19 protein-coding genes and 1 tRNA gene are annotated in these 20,545 nt (G+C 71.9%); 16 read left to right on the top strand and 4 right to left on the bottom strand.

What is annotated here, in order from left to right; genetic code table 11:
* Positions 1-39: 39 nt before the first annotated feature.
* The gene (locus ACZBH1_RS16370) at positions 40-813 is read left to right on the top strand and encodes a class I SAM-dependent methyltransferase (RefSeq protein WP_463646942.1); all 774 of its coding nucleotides are present in this window, start codon (positions 40-42) and stop codon (positions 811-813) included.
* A 30-nt stretch (positions 814-843) separates the two neighbouring features.
* Positions 844-1,647 carry a TrmH family RNA methyltransferase gene (locus tag ACZBH1_RS16365; protein ID WP_452324334.1) on the top strand — a complete coding sequence of 268 codons (804 nt, stop codon included), beginning with the start codon at positions 844-846 and terminating at the stop codon, positions 1,645-1,647.
* A 27-nt stretch (positions 1,648-1,674) separates the two neighbouring features.
* Here ACZBH1_RS16365 and ACZBH1_RS16360 read toward each other — a convergent pair whose 3' ends face one another.
* Both ACZBH1_RS16360 and ACZBH1_RS16355 read right to left on the bottom strand, forming a co-directional pair.
* On the bottom strand, positions 1,675-2,364 hold the full coding sequence (locus ACZBH1_RS16360; protein WP_463646941.1) for an SDR family oxidoreductase: 690 nt from the start codon (positions 2,362-2,364) through the stop codon (positions 1,675-1,677).
* A gap of 1 nt (position 2,365) precedes the next feature.
* Positions 2,366-3,256, bottom strand: a complete 891-nt coding sequence (locus ACZBH1_RS16355) for an SGNH/GDSL hydrolase family protein (protein WP_336397910.1) — start codon at positions 3,254-3,256, stop codon at positions 2,366-2,368.
* Between the two features lie 237 nt (positions 3,257-3,493).
* Here ACZBH1_RS16355 and ACZBH1_RS16350 point away from each other — a divergent pair, with 237 nt between their 5' ends.
* The 5 genes from ACZBH1_RS16350 to ACZBH1_RS16330 all read left to right on the top strand — a co-directional run bounded on the left by ACZBH1_RS16350 (position 3,494) and on the right by ACZBH1_RS16330 (position 9,083).
* Positions 3,494-5,311, top strand: coding sequence for a DEAD/DEAH box helicase (locus ACZBH1_RS16350; RefSeq protein ID WP_336398056.1), 1,818 nt, complete (start codon positions 3,494-3,496; stop codon positions 5,309-5,311).
* A 196-nt stretch (positions 5,312-5,507) separates the two neighbouring features.
* Entirely contained in the window at positions 5,508-6,596 is a 1,089-nt protein-coding gene (locus ACZBH1_RS16345; RefSeq protein WP_336397911.1) for a VIT1/CCC1 transporter family protein, read from the top strand.
* 83 nt (positions 6,597-6,679) lie between these two features.
* Positions 6,680-6,764 (top strand) — tRNA-Leu (locus ACZBH1_RS16340).
* A 139-nt stretch (positions 6,765-6,903) separates the two neighbouring features.
* Positions 6,904-8,205: a M20/M25/M40 family metallo-hydrolase gene (locus ACZBH1_RS16335; RefSeq protein ID WP_336397912.1), complete on the top strand. Its 1,302-nt coding sequence runs from the start codon at positions 6,904-6,906 to the stop codon at positions 8,203-8,205.
* 56 nt (positions 8,206-8,261) lie between these two features.
* Complete coding sequence (locus ACZBH1_RS16330; protein ID WP_336397913.1) at positions 8,262-9,083, top strand: undecaprenyl-diphosphate phosphatase; 822 nt, start codon at positions 8,262-8,264, stop codon at positions 9,081-9,083.
* Positions 9,084-9,120: 37 nt separating this feature from the next.
* Here the strand turns inward: ACZBH1_RS16330 and ACZBH1_RS16325 are convergent, their stop codons facing one another.
* Positions 9,121-9,996 (bottom strand): PAC2 family protein, encoded by an 876-nt coding sequence (locus tag ACZBH1_RS16325; protein WP_336397914.1) that lies wholly within the window; start codon positions 9,994-9,996, stop codon positions 9,121-9,123.
* 130 nt (positions 9,997-10,126) lie between these two features.
* On the opposite strand from ACZBH1_RS16325, the gene ACZBH1_RS16320 reads away from it, so the two are divergent.
* The 9 genes from ACZBH1_RS16320 (at position 10,127) to lnt (ending at position 20,088) form a co-directional block, all read left to right on the top strand.
* Positions 10,127-10,804, top strand: coding sequence for an HAD family hydrolase (locus ACZBH1_RS16320; protein WP_463647068.1), 678 nt, complete (start codon positions 10,127-10,129; stop codon positions 10,802-10,804).
* Complete coding sequence (locus ACZBH1_RS16315; RefSeq protein ID WP_463646940.1) at positions 10,801-11,814, top strand: tRNA (adenine-N1)-methyltransferase; 1,014 nt, start codon at positions 10,801-10,803, stop codon at positions 11,812-11,814. The genes ACZBH1_RS16320 and ACZBH1_RS16315 overlap by 4 nt, the downstream gene beginning before the upstream one ends.
* Before the next feature lie 44 nt (positions 11,815-11,858).
* A complete protein-coding gene (locus tag ACZBH1_RS16310; protein ID WP_336397916.1) occupies positions 11,859-12,824 on the top strand; it encodes an FKBP-type peptidyl-prolyl cis-trans isomerase in 966 nt (321 codons plus the stop codon).
* A gap of 44 nt (positions 12,825-12,868) precedes the next feature.
* Positions 12,869-13,861 carry a helix-turn-helix transcriptional regulator gene (locus ACZBH1_RS16305; RefSeq protein WP_336397917.1) on the top strand — a complete coding sequence of 331 codons (993 nt, stop codon included), beginning with the start codon at positions 12,869-12,871 and terminating at the stop codon, positions 13,859-13,861.
* Positions 13,858-14,820, top strand: coding sequence for a helix-turn-helix transcriptional regulator (locus ACZBH1_RS16300; RefSeq protein WP_452324339.1), 963 nt, complete (start codon positions 13,858-13,860; stop codon positions 14,818-14,820). Before ACZBH1_RS16305 ends, ACZBH1_RS16300 begins: the two co-directional genes overlap by 4 nt.
* A 72-nt stretch (positions 14,821-14,892) precedes the next feature.
* A complete protein-coding gene (tatA, locus tag ACZBH1_RS16295; protein WP_336397919.1) occupies positions 14,893-15,153 on the top strand; it encodes a Sec-independent protein translocase subunit TatA in 261 nt (86 codons plus the stop codon).
* 66 nt (positions 15,154-15,219) lie between these two features.
* On the top strand, positions 15,220-15,978 hold the full coding sequence (gene tatC / locus ACZBH1_RS16290; protein ID WP_336398058.1) for a twin-arginine translocase subunit TatC: 759 nt from the start codon (positions 15,220-15,222) through the stop codon (positions 15,976-15,978).
* The gene (locus ACZBH1_RS16285) at positions 15,975-18,473 is read left to right on the top strand and encodes a DEAD/DEAH box helicase (RefSeq protein WP_336397920.1); all 2,499 of its coding nucleotides are present in this window, start codon (positions 15,975-15,977) and stop codon (positions 18,471-18,473) included. The genes tatC and ACZBH1_RS16285 overlap by 4 nt, the downstream gene beginning before the upstream one ends.
* A 58-nt stretch (positions 18,474-18,531) precedes the next feature.
* Positions 18,532-20,088, top strand: coding sequence for an apolipoprotein N-acyltransferase (lnt, locus tag ACZBH1_RS16280; RefSeq protein WP_452324340.1), 1,557 nt, complete (start codon positions 18,532-18,534; stop codon positions 20,086-20,088).
* 23 nt (positions 20,089-20,111) lie between these two features.
* Here lnt and ACZBH1_RS16275 read toward each other — a convergent pair whose 3' ends face one another.
* The gene (locus tag ACZBH1_RS16275; RefSeq protein WP_336397922.1) at positions 20,112-20,492 is read right to left on the bottom strand and encodes an RNA polymerase-binding protein RbpA; all 381 of its coding nucleotides are present in this window, start codon (positions 20,490-20,492) and stop codon (positions 20,112-20,114) included.
* Positions 20,493-20,545: the final 53 nt, after the last annotated feature.

Genomic DNA, 20,545 nt, shown 5'->3' with positions numbered 1-20,545 from the left:
GGGATGTTACGGCGTCGGCCGCCGTGCCAGGATGAGCGCGTGGGCAGCTTCGGAGGTGTCAGCGCGGAGGCCTACGCGCGCTTCATGGGCCGGTTCTCGACCCCGCTCGCAGTCTCCTTCGCCGACGCCGGGCTCGTGGGCGTCTCGCCCGATGCGCGGGTGCTCGACGTCGGCTGCGGTCCAGGCATGCTCACGGCGGAGCTCGTGCGGCGCCGCGGCGCGGACGCCGTCGTCGCGGTCGACCCGGAGCCGGCGTTCGTGGCGGCCACGGCCGAGGCGTGCCGCGGCGTGGACGCCCGGGTCGCCCGCGCCGAGGAGCTGCCGTTCGACGACGGCGAGTTCGGGGCGGCCCTCGCCCAGCTGGTCGTGCACTTCATGACGGATCCTGTGCGCGGGGTCGCGGAGATGGCGCGGGTGACGACCACGGGCGGACTGGTCTCGGCGTGCGTGTGGGACCACGGCGGGGGAGGGGGCCCCCTCTCGGACTTCTGGCGGGTCGCGCAGCGGCTCGACCCCGACACCCGCGGCGAAGGCGGGCTCAGCGGCGCCTCCGAGGGGCAGCTCCTCGAGATCTTCGAGCGTGCCGGGCTCGCCGACATCACCCAGCAGGTCGTCGAGAGCACCCTCTCGTTCGACGGCTTCGACGACTGGTGGCAGCCGTTCCTCCTCGGCGTCGGACCGGCGGGCCGCTACATCGCCGGTCTCGACGAGGCGGCGATCACGCGGCTCGAGCGGTCGCTGCGGGACGAGCTCGGCGAGGGGGCCTTCACGATCACCGCGCGCGCCTGGGCGGCGGTCGGCGTCGCCCGGTGAAGCGCCGGGCCCGTGCGACGATGAGACGCGATGGGTGCGACCTGGATCTCCGACGCCGCCGACGAGCGGCTCGCCGACTACCGCGACCTCACGGACGTCGCGCTGCGCCGCGTCATCGAGCCCGAGGGCGGTCTGTACATCGCCGAGTCGGCCAAGGTGATCTCGCGCGCGCTCGCGGCCGGACACCGGCCGCGCTCCGTGCTCGTGCAGGACAAGTGGTTGTCCGACGCCGAGGCCCTGGTGGGCGACGCCGATGTGCCGATCCACGTCGTCACCGCGGAGGTCGCGCAGTCGCTGACCGGGTATGCCGTGCACCGCGGGGTGCTCGCGTCGATGCATCGACCCGCGCTGCCGCCGGTCGCCGACGTGATCTCGGGGGCGCGTCTGATCGTCGTGCTGGAGGACATCGTCGATCACACCAACGTGGGCGCGATCTTCCGGGCGGCCGCGGGACTCGGAGCCGACGCCGTGCTGATCAGCCCGCGCTGCGCTGATCCGCTCTACCGGCGGAGCGTCCGGGTGAGCATGGGCACGGTGTTCCAGGTCCCCTGGACGCGGCTACCCGAGTGGAGCGAGGCGCGCGCCGCGCTGCACGACGTCGGCTTCGAGCTGGCCGCGCTCGCGCTGGCCGACGACGCGGTGCCGCTGGACGCCTACAGCGCACGGCGCCCCGAGCGGGTGGCGCTGATGCTGGGCGCCGAGGGCGACGGCCTGTCGCGCGCCGCGCTGCAGGCCGCCGACACGGTGGTGACCATCCCCATGGCCGGCGGCGTGGACTCGCTCAACGTCGCGGCGGCCAGCGCGGTGGCGCTATGGGAGCTGCGCCGGCCCTGACCGGAGCACCCGCGCGGCAGACCGGGCTCAGCCGCCGGGGCGGACGGTGAGCTCGGTGAGGTCGGCGTCGCGCGGCAGGTCGAGCGCCGCCAGGATCGTCGTCGCGACCGAGGCGGGGTCGATCCACTTCGTCGCGTCGTAGTCGGCGCCCTCCTGCTGATGCACCTTCTCCTGCATGGGCGTCGCCGTCCGTCCGGGATACACCGTCGTGACCCGCAGGCCGTGGGCGCGCTCCTCCTCGCGAAGGGCGTCGGCGACCGCGCGGACCGCGAACTTGCTCGCCGCGTACGAGCCCCACTCGGGGCTCACCCGCAGTCCGGCGCCGGAGTTGACGAAGACCACGTGCCCCCGCGCGATGCGCAGACCCGGAAGCAGGAGGCGCGTCAGCTCGGCCGGCGCGACGGCGTTCACGTTGAGCTGGTGCTGCCAGGTCGTCACCGGGGTGTCGGCCACCGCGCCGAGCTCGACGACGCCCGCGACGTGCAGCAGCGAGTCCAGACGTGCCGGCACGCTCTGGTGGCTGAAGGCCCACGACAGGCGCCCCGGATCGGCGAGGTCGCCGACCAGCGTCCGCGCCCCGGGGAAGCGCTCACGCAGCTGCGCGGCCCGGCCCGCGTCGCGTGCGAGCAGCCAGAGCTCGTCGCCCCGCTCGGCGAGCCGCTCGGCCAGGGCGGCCCCGATTCCCGATCCCGCGCCGGTGATGAGGTGCGTCGCCACGTCAGGCCTCCTCTTCGCGCGCGGCGGCGGCATCCGGACTCAGCGCCGGCAGCGCCGACGTCTCGCCCGGGGGCGCCGACGCGATCATCGGCAGCGGGTCAGGGCGCTTGGCCGTGACGGTGTCGCCCGAGGACTGGTGGCGGACCCGCCGGAGCACCCACGGCACGAGGTACTCCCGCGCCCACACGAAGTCGACCGCGCGGGCCTCGCGCCACGTGCGCACGGGCAGGGGGTCGGGCTGCATCGGCTGGAGGTCGTTCGGCACGGCGAGGGCGCGCAGCACCATGCGGGCGACCTCGTGATGCCCCAGCGCGTTGTAGTGCAGGCGGTCATCGTCGAAGAAGCGCATGTCCTGCACCTCCTTCAGCGCCCACTGATCGGCGACGACGCAGTCGTACCTGTCGGCGATCGCGCGGATGTTCTCGTTGTAGATGGCGACCTTCCCGCGGATGCCGCGGAACACAGGCGTGAAGGCGGTGTCGATGCCCGTGAACACGACCACCGTCGCGCCGTCGCGTGAGAGGCGCACGACGGCGTCCTCGAAGAGCTGCGCGATCGCATCGGGATCGCCGTTCGGCCGGATGACGTCGTTGCCGCCGGCCGAGAACGTCACGAGGTCGGGCTTCAGCGCGATCGCCGGCTCCACCTGCTCCGCGACGATCTGGCCGATGAGGCGCCCGCGGATCGCGAGGTTCGCGTACGCGAAGTCCTCCACCTGCTCGGACAGCACCTCGGCGACGCGGTCGGCCCACCCGCGGAACCCGTTGGGCGCGGTCGGCTCCGGGTCGCCCACGCCCTCGGTGAACGAGTCCCCGATCGCGACATAGCGACGCCAGGGGTGGGGCCCGGCGTTCGCGACGTGGGGAGTGCGGGGGTCTTCTGTCGTGGACATCCCTGTTCCGTTCCTCGGCTCGTGACCGACACACAGGCTACCGCGCACCGCGGACGCGGACGGATGCCTCGGATCCGGTGAGGTGGCACCCACGATGTCGGCCCGGTCGTCTATCGTGGTGACTCGTTGTCTACGGGGGAGGTGCATTCGGTGACGGACGAAACGACGATCGAATCGCCGCCCGAACTCACCGAACCGCACCACGACCCGCGCCCCGCGCGCGACGGCGAGCCGCACATCGGCAGCTTCGCCGCCGAGCACCTGTCGCCGACCTATCCGCAGCGCGCGCCATGGGGAACGGCCCAGCGGCTGCGCGCGTGGCAGGCCGAGGCCCTCGACCTGTACTTCGGGCTGGACGGCCCCGACGGCCCCGGGGGCGGACCGCGCGATTTCCTCGCCGCGGCGACCCCCGGCGCCGGCAAGACGACGTTCGCCCTCCGCCTTGCCAGCGAGCTGCTGCGCCGGCGCATCGTGAACCGCGTCGTCGTCGTCGCGCCGACCGAGCACCTGAAGACGCAGTGGGCGGATGCCGCGGCCCGCGTGGGCATCCGGCTCGACCCGGCGTTCAGCAACCGCCACGTGGCTCCGGCCCGCCAGTACCACGGCGTCGCCGTGACCTACGCGCAGGTCGCGGTGAAGGCATCCGTCCATCAGCGGCTCACGATGGACGCGCAGACGCTCGTGATCCTCGACGAGGTGCATCACGGCGGCGACGCGCTGAGCTGGGGCGACGCCCTGCGCGAGGCGTACGGCCGCGCCACGCGACGCCTGCTGCTGTCGGGCACGCCGTTCCGCAGCGACACCGCGCCCATCCCGTTCGTGGAGTACCACCCCGACGCCAAGGGCATCCGTGTCTCGCGGACCGACTACGCGTACGGCTATGGCCGCGCGCTCGAGGACGGGGTCGTCCGCCCCGTGATGTTCATGGTCTACGCCGGGCACATGCGGTGGCGCACGAAGACCGGCGACGAGATGGAGGCGCATCTCGGCCAGGACAACACCAAGGACATCACCGCGCAGGCGTGGCGCACGGCGCTGGACCCGGAGGGCGACTGGATCCCCGCGGTCCTGCGCTCGGCCGACCGCAGGCTCACCGAGGTGCGCGAGCACGTGCCCGACGCCGGCGGACTGGTCATCGCGACCGACCAGACGGCCGCGCGCGCCTACGCCGCGATCCTGCACCAGCTGACCGGCGAGCCGCCGACGGTGGTCCTGTCGGACGAGGCGGAGGCGTCGGGCCGCATCGAGGCGTTCTCCCAGAGCACCAGCCGCTGGATGGTGGCGGTGCGCATGGTGTCGGAGGGCGTCGACGTGCCGCGCCTGGCCGTCGGCGTGTACGCCACCAGCGCCTCCACACCGCTGTTCTTCGCCCAGGCGATCGGACGCTTCGTGCGCGCGCGCCGCCGCGGCGAGACGGCGAGCGTGTTCCTGCCCAACGTGCCGCAGCTGCTGGCCCTCGCGGGCGAGATGGAGCGACAGCGCGACCACGCGCTCGACCGCGACTCCGACGGCGACGACGAGTGGAACGCCGAAGAAGACCTCATGGACGCGGCGGAGCGCGAGGACAAGGCGTCCGACGCGCTCACCGAGGAGTTCGCGTATCAGGCGCTCGGCTCGCTCGCGCACTTCGACCGCGTGCTGTTCGACGGCAAGGAGTTCGGCCAGCTCGCCGTTCCGGGCACCCCCGAGGAGGAGGAGTTCCTCGGCATCCCCGGTCTTCTGGAGCCCGACCAGGTGCACGAGGTGCTGATGTCCCGTGTCTCGCGGCAGTCCCGCCACCGCGCCGCCCGCGAGGCCCGCGCCGCCCGGGCCGAACCCGGCTCGGAGACCGCCGACGAGGAGCCCGCGCTCCCGCAGGCGCTGCACCGCACGCTCAAGGAGCAGCGGCAGCTGCTCAACAGCCTCGTCGGCCTCTACGCCCGGCAGTCCGGCGAGGCCCACGGGCTCGTGCACGCCGAGCTGCGGCGCATCTGCGGCGGACCGGCGGTCTCGCACGCGACGGTGGCGCAGCTGCAGGCGCGCATCGACGTGCTCCGCAAGCGCGTCCACTCCTGACGCGCCCGCCCACCCGCACGTCAGACGCTGCGCGCCACGCGCACGTCACGCGCTGCGCGGAGAGGAGGCGGCGCCGGCCGCTGAAGGCCCATGCCGTTCGGATCCCCGAAATGCTGGCAATCCTCGGTTTCCGCCGGTTCGCGGCCGGACCGCTGGCTACCGTTGACGAGTCCCGAACCGCCGACTGGAGGCACGAGTGAGCGCGCCCGCCGCACCGACCGACCGCGATCGACGCCGCTGGGCGCGGTACCTCGTCAACGAGCGCGCCGAGGCGCGCGTGTACCGCGAGCTCGCCGGGCGGCGCAGCGGCGAGGAGCGAGAGATCCTCCTCGCGCTCGCCGAGGCCGAGGGCAGGCACGAGGCGCACTGGCTGGAGCTGCTGGGCGCCGAGCCCCAACGGCTGCCGCAGCCGGACGTCCGCACCCGCCTGCTGGGGTGGATGGCCCGCAGTTTCGGATCGATCTTCGTCCTCGCGCTCGCGCAGAGCGCCGAGGCGCGATCGCCGTACGACGACGAGCCGTTCGCGACGTCGCGGATGGCCGCCGACGAGAAGGTGCACCACGAGGTCGTCCGCGGTCTCGCGGCACGCGGCCGCCGGCGCCTGTCGGGCACGTTCCGCGCGGCCGTCTTCGGTGCGAACGACGGCCTGGTGTCCAACCTGGCACTCGTGATGGGCATCGGCGCGACGGGCGTCGCGGGACAGTTCGTGCTGTTCAGCGGAATCGCCGGCCTCCTCGCCGGAGCGCTGTCGATGGGGGCCGGGGAGTTCGTCTCGGTGCGCTCCCAGCGGGAGCTGCTCGCCGCCACCGAGCCCAGCGACTACGCCGACGGTGCCATCCCTCACCTGGACATCGACGCCAACGAGCTCGCGCTGGTGTACCGCACGCGCGGGATGCCGGAGGCCGAGGCGTCCGCACGTGCCCGCCGCGCCGTCGAGGCGGCTCGCGCCCTCGGGCAGGGGAGGGCCGAGACCGGCCCCATCGCCCTCGCCGACGACGGCGAAGTGGTGGGCACCGCGTGGGGGGCCGCGCTGTCGAGCTTCCTGTTCTTCGCGTCGGGGGCGATCATCCCGGTGCTGCCGTGGATCCTCGGGCTCACGGGCACCCCGGCGATCGTCGTCGCACTGGTGCTCGTCGGCATCGCGCTGATGTCGACGGGGGCCGCGGTCGGGCTCCTGTCGGGGGCCCCGCCGCTGCGCCGCGCACTGCGCCAGCTCGCCATCGGATTCGGCGCCGCCGGCATCACCTACCTCCTTGGACTGCTGTTCGGAGTGTCGCTCGGATGACGCGCCCGGCAGCTCTCGGCGATTCGTTGAACGGTCGGTGACGTGGTAATGTCATTCCTCGGTTGCGAAACCGGAAACCACCTGCGCGGGTGGCGGAATAGGTAGACGCGCTAGCTTGAGGTGCTAGTGCCCGTATAGGGCGTGGGGGTTCAAGTCCCCCCTCGCGCACAGTGAAGAAGGCCCCCGGAAGGGGGCCTTCTTTCGTGCGCCGGCAGGCGCCTCGCCGGCTCGTCCGCGATCGCGGACGAGGGGTCCGGCGGCGGGCTTGGAAACGGAGGGGAAACGAGTGACAGGTAGGTTGGAGCGCATGCCCTCACCCGATCTCGGACTCCCCGAAGTCGCCGCCGTGGCGCGAGACCTCATCCGCTTCGACACCACCAATCACGGCGGGGGCCGGGCGGCGGGCGAACGGGAGGCGGCGGAGTACGTCGGCGCGTACCTCGAGGGCCTGGGCCTGCAGGCGGAGTACTACGAGCCCGTCCCGCGGCGCACCAACGTGATGGCGCGGGTTCCCGGACGCGACCGCGACAAGCCGGCGCTCGTGCTGCACGGTCACCTCGACGTCGTCCCCGCGATCGCGGAGGACTGGAGCGTCGACCCGTTCGAGGGCGTCGTCAAGGACGGGCTGCTGTGGGGCCGCGGCGCCGTAGACATGAAGGACATGGACGCCATGATCCTCACGTCCGTCGCCGAGCTCCTCCGCACGGGGGAGCAGCCCGAGCGCGACCTGGTGCTGGCGTTCTTCGCCGACGAGGAGAACGGCGGCATCGAAGGCTCGGCGCTGGTGGTGCAGGACCATCCGGAGTGGTTCGCCGGCGCGACGGAGGCGATCAGCGAGGTCGGCGGGTACTCGATCCCGGTCGGCGACCGGCACGCCTACCTCCTCCAGGTGGGGGAGAAGGCGCTGGTGTGGATCCGCCTCGTCGCCCGCGGCCGCGCGGCGCACGGATCGAGCGTGCACGCCGACAACGCCGTCACGCGCCTGGCCGAGGCCGTCGCGGCGCTGGGACGCACCGCGTGGCCGGTGACCCTCACCGACACTACGCGCGAGATGACCGACCGGCTCGCCGAGATCATGGGACGCTCCGCCGGCGACCCCGACGCGGTCGCCGCCGCGACGGGCGCAGCATCCGGATTCCTCCGCTCGACGCTCCGCACGACGACGAATCCGACCGGCCTGGTCGCCGGGTACAAGCACAATGTGATCCCCGATCGCGCCGAGGCGCTCGTGGACGTGCGGGTGCTCCCCGGCACCGAGGACGCCGCTCTCGCCGACATCCGCCGGATCGTCGGCGACGACGTCGCGGTCGAGGTCGTGCATCAGGACATCGGCCTCGAGGTGCCGTTCTCCGGCGACCTCGTCGATGCGATGGTGGCGGCCCTCGGCCGTCACGACCCGGGGGCGCCTGTCGTGCCGTACCTGATGGGCGGCGGCACCGACAACAAGGCGCTGGCGGCCCTCGGCATCGCCGGCTACGGCTTCGCGCCGCTGCGGCTGCCGGCGGACCTCGACTTCACGGGCATGTTCCACGGCGTCGACGAGCGCGTGCCGATCGACGCGCTCGTGTTCGGCCAGGCCGTGCTCACCGACCTGCTCCGCACCTACTGAGACCCGAGCGGATGCCGCGACCGGCGGCATCCGCCCTGCACGGCTGAAAGGCGCCCATGCTTCTCGAAGCGATCATCCTCGGCTTCGTCCAGGGATTGACCGAGTTCCTGCCGATCTCCTCGAGCGCGCATCTGCGGATCCTCGGGGAGTTCCTGCCCTCCGCGCAGGATCCGGGGGCCGCATTCACCGCCATCACCCAGATCGGCACGGAGACGGCGGTCGTCGTGTTCTTCTGGCGCGACATCGTGCGCATCATCGGGCAGTGGTTCCGGTCGCTCGGCGGACGCGTTCCGCGCAACGACCCCGACGCGCGGCTCGGCTGGCTCATCATCATCGGCTCGATCCCGATCGTCGTGCTCGGACTGCTCTTCCAGGACCAGATCGAGACGGTGCTGCGGTCGCTGTGGATCACCGCCGGCATGCTCATCTTCTTCGGCGTGCTGCTCGGCATCGCCGACCATGTCGGCGCGAAGAAGCGCAAGCTCCAGGACATGACGGTCGGACACGGCGTCATCTACGGCTTCGCGCAGTCGCTCGCGCTCATCCCGGGCGTGTCGCGGTCAGGCGGGACGATCACCGCCGGCCTCTTCATGGGGTACGAGCGCGCCGCGGCGGCCCGCTACGCGTTCCTGCTGGCGATCCCGGCGGTCTTCGGCAGCGGGTTCTTCCAGCTGTTCAAGAACCTCGGCGAGCCGGGCGTGTTCACGCTCGGCGAGACCGCGGTCGCGACGGGCGTCGCGTTCATCGTCGCGCTCGGAGTTATCGCGTTCTTCATGAGCTGGATCTCCAAGCACAGCTTCCTGCCGTTCGTGGTCTACCGCGTCGCGCTCGGATCGCTCCTGCTCGTGCTCCTGAGCATGGGCGTCATCCAGCCGTAGCGGCGCACGCGCCGCAGCATCGGCAGACGGATGCCGCTCAGCGGCGCGGATCGTCGCGGCCGGGCTTGTTCGGCCCGTCGCCCGGCTTGCCGTCCGTGCGGCGCAGGTAGCGCTCGAACTCCTGCGCGATCGCGTCTCCGGAGGCCTCGGGGGAGTCCCATGTGTCGCGGGTGCGCTCGAGCTGGCGGATGTACTCCGTCATCTCCTCGTCGTCGGCCGCGGCCGCGTCGATCGAGGCCTCCCATGCGGCCGCCTCGGTGGCGAGCTCGCCGCGCGACACCGACGCGCCGGTGAGGTCCTCGAGGCGGTCGAGCAGGGCCAGCGTGGCCTTGGGCGACGGCGTGTGGCCGGCGACGTAGTGGGGGACGCTCGCCCACAGGCTCGCCGACGGGATCCCGGCGCGCTCGGCGGCATCGCCCAGCACGCTGAGGATGCCGACCGGGCCCTCGTAGGTGGAGCGCTCGAGGCTCAGCGCGCCGCGGAGCGCCTCGTTCTCGCTGCCGGCGAAGACCGAGATGGGGCGCGTGTGCGGGACGTCCGACATCATCGAGCCGATGGACACGAACCCGGTGATGTCCTCGCGGAGGGCGACGTCGATAAACTCCGACGAGAACGCCTGCCAGGCGCGCGCCGGCTCCACGCCGGTCAGCAGCCACAGCTGCGTGCCGCGCGTCGCGTGGGCCGGGCGGAGCAGCGTCGCCTCGGGCCAGCGCAGCGACCGGCCGCCGTCGCCGTCGGCGGAGATATGGGGCCGGGTGTACTGGTAGTCGAAGTACAGCTCGGGATCGACGGAGAACACGGTCTCGTACGAGCCGCCCTCGCGCAGCTGCGTGAGCGCGGACGACGCGGCTTCGCCCGCGTCGTTCCACCCGTCGAACGCGGCGACGAGAACCCGGCGACCCAGTCCGTCCACGAAACCTCCTCCGCCCGCATCCGGCGGTGCGAGCTCCTTCCAGGATAGGCCCCCTCCCAGCGGGGGGCCCGAGGCCCGTCGGTAGGATTGGACGGTGAACCAGCCCCGACTCGCCGCCGTCCTGTGGGACATGGACGGAACACTCGTCGACACCGAGCCCTATTGGATGGCAGCCGAGACGCCGCTGGTCGAGAGCTTCGGAGGCTCGTGGTCGCATGAGCAGGCGCTCGGCCTCGTCGGGCTCGGGCTCGAGGACTCGGCCCGGATCCTGCAGGAGACCGGCGTGCGGATGAGCACCGACGCCATCGTCGACCACCTCACCACGGAGGTCATGAGCAGCCTGTCCCGGACCGGTGTGCCGTTCCGCCCCGGTGCGCGCGAGCTCCTCGCGGGCCTGCGGGCGGCGGGCATCAAGACGGCCCTGGTGACGATGTCGATGCGGCGCATGGCCGAGACGGTGGTCGACCTGATCGACTTCGAGGCCTTCGACGTCGTCATCGCCGGCGACGACGCCACCCGCCCCAAGCCCTTCCCCGACCCGTACCTGCAGGCGTGCGAGGCGCTCGGGGTCGCGCCCGAAGAGACCGTGGCCATCGAGGACTCGCCCAACGGACTGCGATCCGCGGTCGCGTCCGGGGCATCCGTCATCGGCGTTCCGCTGATGGTGTCGCTCACCGGGGCGGGCGCCCACGCGCTGTGGGACTCCCTGGACGGCCGGACGGCCGACGACGTCGCGGCGTTCCACGCCGCCCATCGCGCGCGGATCGCCGCCGGCGCGGTCCACCACGCCGAGGAGGTCGCGCGATGACCGGGGCGATCGAGCGACCGAGCGGGCCGTTCCGGCTCGGCGATCGCGTTCAGCTCACCGGGCCGAAGGGCCGTCTGCACACGATCACCCTGCGGGAGGGGGGCGAGCTGCACACCCACCACGGCGTGCTCCGCCACGCCGACCTGGTCGGTCAGCCCGATGGCTCGGTCGTCGCCAACAGCGGCGGGCACGAGTACCTCGCGCTGCGCCCGCTGCTGCGGGACTTCGTCATGTCGATGCCACGGGGCGCCGCGATCGTCTATCCGAAGGACGCCGCGCAGATCCTCGCCGAGGCCGACATCTTCCCGGGGGCGACCGTCGTGGAGGCGGGAGTCGGATCGGGCGCGCTGTCGCTGTGGCTCCTGCGGGCCATCGGCGCCGAGGGCCGTCTGGTGTCGTTCGAGCGCCGCGACGACTTCGCTGCCGTCGCCCGTGCGAACGTCGAGACCTTCATCGGCGCCGTGCCCGAGAACTGGGACGTGGTCGTGGGGGACCTCGCCGAGCAGCTGGGGGAGGCCGTGGCACCGGCATCCGTCGATCGCGTCGTCCTGGACATGCTCGCGCCCTGGGACTGCATCGACGCCGTCGCCGACGCGCTCACCCCCGGCGGCGTCGTGGTCTGCTACGTGGCCACCGCGACGCAGCTCAGCCGCGTCGCGGAGTACATCCGCGTGACCGGCCTGTTCACCGAGCCGGACGCGAACGAGACCATGGTCCGCGGCTGGCACGTGGAGGGGCTCGCCGTGCGGCCGGATCACCGGATGGTCGCGCACACCGGCTTCCTGGTGTGGGCGCGGCGACTCGCGCCGGGGGCGATCCCGCCCGAGGTGAAGCGCCGCGCGTCGAAGACCAGCTACGGCGACGAGGACGTGGAGCTGTGGACCCCCGGTGCCGTCGGAGACCGCCAGATCACCGACAAGAACCTGCGCAAGCGCGTGCGGGAGGCGGAGCGGGCGGCCGAGGGCGCGCGGCAGGCCGCGGCACGCGCGAGCGAGCCGGACGCCCCCTGACCCTCGTGCACGGCATCCGCCCCGCACGCATCTAAACTGTTCCGGTGCGCAAGATCCCCGCTGCCCTCGCCGTCCTCGGTCTGACGACGCTCGGCCTCGCCGGCTGCTCACTGCTGCCCGGCGCCTCCGACTGCTCACGGCCGGCGGTGTCCGACCCCGACGTGATGGAGCTCATCACGGTCACCGGCGACGTCGCGGACGAGCCTGACGTGGAGGTCTACACGCCGCTGAGTGTGCAGCAGCTCGCCTTCGAGGACGTCGTCACCGGCGAGGGCACCGCGATCACGACGGACAACCAGCTGATGGTCGTCGACGTCGCGGTCGTCAACGGCGCGACCGGCCAGCCGATCGTCTCGACCGCCTACGACGGCGACCTCTCGCGGGTGTCGTCGCCGGCGCAGTGGGCGACCACCTTCCCGGGCTTCCAGGAGGCGCTCGACTGCGCCACCGAGGGGTCCCGCATCGCCATCGCGATGTCGCCGGACGACCTCGGCGACGGCGTCGCGAGCAGCTTCGAGCTGGAGGAGGGCGACAGCATCGTCACCGTCGTCGACGTGCGCAAGGTCTACCTCGCCGCCGCGAACGGGCAGAACCAGTTCAACAGCGGCTTCGGGCTTCCCAGCGTCGTCCGTGCGCCCGACGGCCGTCCGGGCCTCATCATCCCCGAGGGCGCCCCTCCCGCGGACGTCGTCGTCCAGACCCTGAAGAAGGGCTCCGGCGAGGAGGTCACCGGCGAACAGCCCGTGCGCGTGCACTACACCGGCGTGGTCTGGGGCGAGGACGAGCCGTTCGACACCACGTGGGACTCCGAGGCCGCGTCGCTCACGCTCGACGCCGTCGTGCCCGGGTTCGCCCAGGCGCTCGAGGGGCAGACCGTCGGCTCCCAAGTCATGGTCGTCATCCCGCCGGAGCAGGGCTACGGCGACGAGGGCCAGGGGGCGATCCCCGGCGGATCGACCCTCGTCTTCGTCATCGACATCCTCGGCGTGGACGCGCCGGCCCCGGAGTGATCGAGGATCGGCTGCGGCGGCGCGGCCGGCTCTAAGATGGGCGGGTGCCTGCCGTCGCCGCCAAGATCCCGCCCGAGGAGCGCCTGGTCAACCTCGTGGTGGCCCTCATCGCGACCGATCAGGGGCTGACCAAGGACACCATCCTCAGCTCGGTCGCCGGCTACCGCGAGCAGAGCGAGGCGGGGGCGTCGAAGGACGCGCTCGAGAAGATGTTCGAGCGCGACAAGGAGTCGTTGCGCGGCCTCGGGGTTCCGATCGAGACGATCGGGGACTGGGCCGACCCGGACGACCTGCGCGAGGCGCGGTACCGTGTGCCGACGGCGGAGTACGAGCTGCCCGAGGACATCGAGTTCACACCCGCGGAGCTGGCGCTGCTGACGCTCGCCGGCGGCGTGTGGAGCGAGAGCTCGATATCGGACGACGCCCGCAGCGGCCTGCGCAAGATCCGCGCGCTCGGCGACCTCGTCGACGAGCCCATCATCGGCTTCTCGCCGCGGCTCAGCATGCACGACCCGGCGTTCCTCCCGTTGCAGCAGGCGATCGAGCAGAGCCGCGTGGTCGGCTTCCCGTACCTGAAGCCGGGCGAGGGCGCGCCGCGTATGCGCCGCGTGCAGCCCCTGGCGCTCGTCGAGTACGAGGGGCGATGGCACGTGTTCGGCATCGACCTCGACGTCAGCGCCGACCGCACCTTCCTCCTCTCCCGCATCGTGGGGCCTGTCTCGGTCACCCGCGTCCCGTTCGATCCCGCGCTGCGCGAGGGCGCGGGGGAGCGGGCGCTGGCCGGGCTCGAGGAGGTCGCCGCCCGCAGCTCCGCCCTGCTGGAGGTGAACCCCGGCACCGAGGCGGCCCTCCGCCTCGCGCGCCGCGCACGGCCTGCGGAGCAGGGCATCCGCGTGCCGTACGTGGACGTGCACATCTTCGCCGACGAACTGGCCTCCTACGGCCCGGAAGTGCGGGTGGTGGAGCCCGCCGACCTGCGCGACCGGGTGATCGACCGCCTTGCGGCCACCCGCGACCTGCACGGAGGCGCCTCATGACCGCCCGTCGGCCCCTCGTCGCGACGGACCGCGCGGCCCTCATGCTCCAGCTCGTGCCCTACCTCATGGGCAAGGGCGAGGTCTCGCTCGCCGAAGCGGCGGACGAGTTCGACGTCTCGCCCGAGCAGATGCGCTCGATGGTCGAGAAGCTCACCGTCATCGGTCTCCCCGGCGATCGGGGCTACTGGCAGATGGCCAACGACCTGTTCGACATCGACTGGGATCTTCTCGACGAGCGGGACCTCATCGTCATCACGAACTCCGTCGGACTCGAGCGGGCGCCCAAGCTCACCGCACGCGAGGCGGCGGCGCTGCTGGCCGGCCTCCAGCTCGCGCGCTCGATTCCGGGTATCGGCGACACCGAGCTCTACGCGGGCCTGCTCGCCAAGCTCGCCCGCGGCGCGTCGGGGACACCCGCCGAGGTCATCCTCGCCCCCGAGCCCGTCGACACGGCGCGCGACCTCGTCGCCGATGCGCTGCGCCGCGGGGTGGCCGTCTCGTTCACCTACAAGGCGCCGGATGCCGCGCCCACCACGCGCACGGTGGATCCGGTGAAGGTCCACATCGCGAGCGGACAGTGGTACCTGCAGGGCTGGTGCCACCTGCGGGAGGCGATGCGCACCTTCCACCTGGATCGGGTGAGCGATCTCGAGCTGACGGACATCGCCAGCACGCACGCGGGCGACCAGGCCCCCGACTGGTTCGACACGGATGCCGGCGACGTGGTCGCCCGCGTCCGCTTCGCCGACGGCGTCGCACCGCTCCTGGGCGACTACCTCGATCGGGCGACGGTGGAGACGAGGGACGGCATGACGATCGCGACCATGCGCGTCGCCGACGAGCTGAGCCTGCGCAGGCTCGCGGCGCGGCGCGGCGGGCTCGTGGAGGTTCTGGAGCCCGCCGGAGCGCGCCGGGCGGTAGCCGAGTGGGCGGAGGCCGGTCTCGCGCAGTATCGCTGATCGGCCGCATCCTCCCGCCCCGGCATACTAGACTTAGGCCGATCCCCGCTGACGCGAACGACGGAGCAACTCATGTTGGGCAATCTGAACGGCTGGCACCTGCTGATCCTGCTCGTCGTCATCCTGCTGCTGTTCGGCGCGGCGAAGCTGCCGGCGCTCGCCAAGAGCATGGGGCAGTCCGCCCGCGTGTTCAAGGGCGAGATGAAGGCCATGAAGGAAGAGGACAAGACCGCCGACGCGTCGACGACGTCGACCGTCGCGGACTCCACGGTCGCGGATGCCACGACCCCCGCCACTCCCGCCACCGACAGCGCGCCCGACAAAAAGCCGTAGCGGATGGTGGCCGCAACCGGCTCCGCGCCGATCGACGGCCCGGAGCTGCCGAAGCGCGACAAGAGGATGTCGCTCGGCCAGCACCTGCTGGAGCTGCGCCGGCGCCTCGTCTTCGCGGCCATCGGCCTGCTCGTCGGCATGGTCGTGGCGTTCATCATCACCGACCCGATCATCCACTGGATCACCGAGCCGATCCGCATCATCTCCGAGAGACGCGGCGACGACTTCTCGGCTCTGAACTTCGGCACCGTCACGTCGTCCTTCGACCTGCGGATGCGGATCGCGTTCACGATCGGGCTCTTCCTGTCTGCGCCGATCTGGCTGTGGCAGATCTGGGCGTTCATCATGCCGGGTCTCACCCGCAAAGAGATCAAGTACACGATCGGCTTCGTCGCCGCGGCCGTGCCGCTGTTCTTCATCGGCTGCTGGGTGGGCCTGCTCATCGTGCCGCACGTCATCGAGCTCATGTGGAGCTTCACGCCCGAGGGCGCCGTGAACTTCTACGCCGCCGCGGAGTACTACGACTTCGTGTTCAAGCTGATGATCGTCATCGGCGTCTCGTTCGTGCTGCCCGTCTTCCTCGTCGCCCTCAACATGGCGGGGATCATGTCCGGCCGGGCGATCGTGAAGGGATGGCGCGTCGCCGTCCTCATCGCCACCGCCTTCGCGGCGCTGGCCACGCCGGCCGCCGACGTGGTGAGCATGCTGATGCTGGCCGGCATCCTGGTCGTGCTGTTCTTCGCGGCCGCCGGCCTGTCGATGCTGTTCGACAGGCGCAAGGCCAAGCGCAACGCCGCCCTGCTCCCGCCGGAGCCGACTCCGTGACCGATCCGGGCCCCGCCGAGCGGTACGCGAGAGCACGCGAGTCCGCCCAGCTCGACCGGTCACATCCCCTCACGGCTGCCTTCGCCGCGGCACAGCGCTTCACCCTGGATCCGTTCCAGCTCGAGGGATGCCGCGCCCTCGAGGACGGCCGCAGCGTCCTCGTCGCGGCGCCCACCGGAGCGGGCAAGACGATCGTCGGCGAGTTCGCCGTGCACCTGGCGATGCGCGAGCCCGGGGACAAGGCCTTCTACACCACGCCGATGAAGGCGCTGTCGAACCAGAAGTTCCGCGAGCTGCAGGACGTCTACGGTCCGGACGAGGTGGGCCTGCTCACCGGCGACACGAACATCAACGGCAACGCACGGGTGGTCGTCATGACCACCGAGGTGCTGCGCAACATGCTGTACGCCGACTCACCCGCCCTCCGCGGCCTGCGTTACGTCGTCATGGACGAAGTGCACTACCTCGCCGACCGGTTCCGCGGCGCGGTGTGGGAGGAGGTCATCATCCACCTCGCGCCCAGCGTCCGGCTCGTGTCGCTGTCGGCGACCGTGTCCAACGCCGAGGAGTTCGGCGACTGGCTCGACACGGTCCGCGGCGACACCGAGGTGATCGTCTCCGAGACCCGCCCGGTGCCGCTGGAGCAGCACGTCCTGGTGCGCGGTGACCTGCTGCCGCTGTTCGACGACCGTGCCGGCATCGCGACGGCGCAGGTGAACCAGGAGCTCATGCGCATCCGGTCCTTCAAGGGCTCGAACTACGAGAACAACCGTCGCGCACAGGCGTCGAGCAGTGCCCGCCACGCCGGCTACGAGGCATCCCGCCGTCGTCCCCAGCGGGGCGGCAGACGGCCGGTGCGGTCGGCCAACGTGCAGCGCATCGAGCGGCTCGACCGGCCCGAGGTCGTCGAGCTGCTCTCGCGCTCCAACCTGCTGCCGGCGATCTTCTTCATCTTCAGCCGTGCAGGGTGCGACGGCGCCGTCCAGCAGGTGCGTCGTTCGGGGCTTCGGCTGACATCCCAGGAGGAGCGGCGCGAGATCCGCGCGGTCGTCGAGGAGCGCACGCGCACGCTCCTCGAGGAGGACCTGGCCGTCCTGGGCTACTGGGAGTGGCGCGACAACCTCGAACGCGGGGTCGCCGCCCATCATGCGGGCCTGTTGCCCGCGTTCAAGGAAGTGGTCGAGGAGCTCTTCCAGCGCAAGCTGGTGAAGGCCGTGTTCGCGACCGAGACGCTCGCCCTCGGCATCAACATGCCCGCACGGACCGTGGTGCTCGAGAAGCTCGAGAAGTTCAACGGCGAGGCGCGCGTGGCCATCACGTCGGGGGAGTACACGCAGCTCACCGGCCGCGCCGGCCGCCGCGGCATCGACGTCGAGGGCCATGCCGTCATCCAGTGGACGGAGGGCCTCGATCCCCAGGCGGTCGCGGCCCTCGCCTCTCGGCGCACCTACCCGCTCAACTCCAGCTTCCGGCCGACGTACAACATGGCCGTCAACCTCATCGACCAGTTCGGGCGCGCCAGGGCGCGCGAGATCCTCGAGTCGTCGTTCGCGCAGTTCCAGGCCGATCGCGCCGTGGTGGGCATCGCACGCGAGGTGCGCGAGCAGGAGGAATCTCTCGCCGGCTACCGCAGCGCCATGACGTGCGACCGGGGGGACTTCGCCGAGTACTCCGGCATCCGCCGCGAGCTCAGCGACTTGGAGAAGATCAACCGCAAGGACGCCGGCGCCTCGCGGCGAACCCGCGACGAGCGGCAGCGGCAGATCGCGAGCCTGCGCAGGCGTATGCAGCGGCATCCGTGCCATCAGTGCCCCGACCGCGAGCATCACGCGCGCTGGGCGGAGCGGTACTGGAAGCTCAAGCGCCAGATCGACAAGCTGCGCCGCCAGATCGATACCCGCACCGGCACGGTCGCGCGCATCTTCGACCGCGTCGTGGACGTCCTGGCCGCCCTGGAGTACGTCTCGCTGGACGAGGACGGCCGTACGACGCTGACCCCGTCGGGGCGGACGATGCGGCGCATCTACGGCGAGCGGGACCTCCTCGTGGCGGAGTCGCTGCGGCGCGACATCTGGAAGGACCTGGATGCCCCCTCGCTCGCCGCGCTCGCCTGCTCGCTGGTGTACGAGCCACGGCGCGACGATGCCGGGCCGGGCGAGCGCGGGCTTCCCCGGGGCGCCTTCCGCCCGGCATTCGAGGCGACGCTGACGCTGTGGCAAGAGCTCGACGATCTCGAGCAGGAGAACCGGCTGCCGGGCACGGAGCCGATCTCGGCCGGCCTCGCGCAGGCCATGCACACGTGGGCGCGCGGCGGGATGCTGGATCGGGTGCTGCTCGAGGCGGACATGGCCGCCGGCGACTTCGTGCGGTGGGCGAAGCAGACGATCGACCTTCTCGACCAGCTGTCCCTCGTGGCCGATCAGCCCGTCGCGGGCACCGCCCGCAAGGCGCTGGATGCGGTGCGCCGCGGCATCGTCGCGTACTCCGGCGTCTGACGTCGGGGATGACGGATGCCGCGCCTGTGGCGTCCGCGCGCTCGCTTAGGCTGATGGCGTGCCACCTGCCCCCGCGACACGCCCGTTGCTGCCGCTGTGGGCCGCGATCCCGGCCTCGGTGCTCGGCGGCGTGCTGCTGGACGTGTCGTTCCCGTCCGTCGGGTGGTGGCCCATGGCCTTCGCCGCGGTCGCGCTGGCGCTGGTCAGCCTCATCGGCAGGCGGGTCGGCAGTGCGCTCGTCGTCGGGATGGCGTTCGGGCTCGCGTTCTACCTGCTGAACGTGGACTTCACCGCCGAGTGGGTGGGACCCCTGCCGTGGATCGCGCTCTCGGTGCTCGAGGCCGCCTTCGTCGCCGGGGGTGCCGCGCTCATCGCGCTGGCGTACCGGTGGGTGCCGCGTGCGACGTCCCGGAGGGGGCGCGTGATGCTCACATCGGCGCTCGTGGCGGGCCTGTGGACGGCGCGCGAGGCCGTCAACGGCGGGTTCCCGTACGGCGGCTTCCCGTGGGGTCGCGTGGGGACGTCCCAGGTGAGCGGCCCCTTCGCAGAGCTGGTCTCGTGGATCGGCACCGCGGGCGTGACCTTCATCGTGGTGGGACTGGTCGCGGTCGGCATCGAACTGGTGCGCGCCCCGCGCCGCGATCGCGGAAACGGCGTTCGCGGTCTCCTCCCCGTCGCCGTCCTCGCCGTCGTCGCGACGGCGCTCCTGCTGGTGCCGGCGTGGGCGACGACGCCCGCCGGCTCCCTCCGCGTCGCCGGCGTGCAGGGCAACGGGCCGGCGGGGTACTTCGACGACCGGCAGGCCGGGGATGTGCTCGAGTCGCAGTACGAGGCCACCCTCCCGCTCTTCGGCGCCGAGGACGTCGATGTCGTGCTGTGGCCCGAGGGCAGTGTGGACGTCGACCCGGACGGCTCACCGGCCGCGGCGGCGGCGTTGGACCGCGTCGTCCGCGAGGTCGGGGCGCCGCTCGTCGCGAACCGGATCGATCAGCGGGGCGACGAGTACTTCAACATGTCATTCCTGTGGCGGGACGGCATCGAGCAGACATACGACAAGCGCAACCCGGTCCCGTTCGGCGAGTACGTGCCGGATCGGGCGTTCTACGCGGCGATCGCTCCCGACCTCATCGGCATGATCGGCCGGGACTACACCCCCGGCACGACTCCGCCGGTGTTCGACATCGACGGGACCCTGGCGGGGCTCGCGATCTGCTTCGACGTCATCTACGACGCGCTGGTGTGGGAGGGTGCGCGCGAAGGGGCGCGCGTGTACCTCTTCCAGACGAACAACGCCGACTTCCGGGGGACCGACGAGAACCTGCAGCAGCTGGCGGTCGCGCGGCTGCGCGCGATCGAGACCGGCCGCTCCGTGGTGAACCTCTCGACCGTCGGAACCAGCCAGGTGATCGCGCCGGACGGGTCGACGATCGAGGGTCTGCCCGCAGACGAGCCCGGCCACATGCTCACCGACGTCCCGCTGCGCACCGGCCTGACGCCGGCGGTGATCGCGGGCGGCTGGGTGAACGCGCTGCTGTCATGGGGCAGCGTGGCGCTGCTGGCGGGCATCGGAGTCGTCGCGCGTCGGCGCCGGAACGCGAAAACGCCGGCCCCGTAGGGCCGGCGTCGCGCGGACGTGCGTCAGGCGCTGAGCTTGTCGGAGTTCGCCTGGTCTCCGCCGCGGCGGGCGCGGAGGTAGGCGAGGCGCTCCTCGAGGAGCTCTTCGAGCTCCGGGATGGTGCGACGCTCCAGCAGCATGTCCCAGTGGCTCCGCGGCGTCTTGTCGCCCGAGTGGTCGACGGTCGCGGTGCCCTCTCCGACGCGGAGGAGAGCCTCGGCGCCGCACGTGCGGCACTCCCAGGCCGGGGGGACCTCGGCGTCGGCCGCGAAGGTCAGGGTGGTGTCACGCCCGCAGGCGGTGCAGGTGTAGATGTGCTGTGCGCGCTCATGGAACACGACGCCCTCTTCGCTCTGTAGGCTCTGGGCGCCGAGTCGGATGCCGCGCAGACTGCGGTCTGCCATTGTGTGGTCCTCTCGTCGCTGTACAGGTATAACGAAACGACCTGTGCGGATCA

The sequence above is a fragment of the Microbacterium sp. ZXT2-5 genome (assembly GCF_055329545.1).
Note: the sequence above shows the minus strand (reverse complement) of the source record. Positions and strands in the feature narration are given on the sequence as shown.

Bases quoted from the DNA above. Each gene is read 5' to 3' on its own strand.
- ACZBH1_RS16365 (WP_452324334.1), top strand. From the start codon at position 844: ATGGGTGCGACCTGGATCTCCGACGCCGCCGACGAGCGGCTCGCCGAC.
- ACZBH1_RS16355 (WP_336397910.1), bottom strand. From the start codon at position 3,256: ATGTCCACGACAGAAGACCCCCGCACTCCCCACGTCGCGAACGCCGGG.
- ACZBH1_RS16335 (WP_336397912.1), top strand. From the start codon at position 6,904: ATGCCCTCACCCGATCTCGGACTCCCCGAAGTCGCCGCCGTGGCGCGA.
- ACZBH1_RS16330 (WP_336397913.1), top strand. From the start codon at position 8,262: ATGCTTCTCGAAGCGATCATCCTCGGCTTCGTCCAGGGATTGACCGAG.
- ACZBH1_RS16320 (WP_463647068.1), top strand. From the start codon at position 10,127: ATGGACGGAACACTCGTCGACACCGAGCCCTATTGGATGGCAGCCGAG.
- ACZBH1_RS16315 (WP_463646940.1), top strand. From the start codon at position 10,801: ATGACCGGGGCGATCGAGCGACCGAGCGGGCCGTTCCGGCTCGGCGAT.
- ACZBH1_RS16300 (WP_452324339.1), top strand. From the start codon at position 13,858: ATGACCGCCCGTCGGCCCCTCGTCGCGACGGACCGCGCGGCCCTCATG.
- tatA (WP_336397919.1), top strand. From the start codon at position 14,893: ATGTTGGGCAATCTGAACGGCTGGCACCTGCTGATCCTGCTCGTCGTC.
- tatC (WP_336398058.1), top strand. From the start codon at position 15,220: ATGTCGCTCGGCCAGCACCTGCTGGAGCTGCGCCGGCGCCTCGTCTTC.
- ACZBH1_RS16275 (WP_336397922.1), bottom strand. From the start codon at position 20,492: ATGGCAGACCGCAGTCTGCGCGGCATCCGACTCGGCGCCCAGAGCCTA.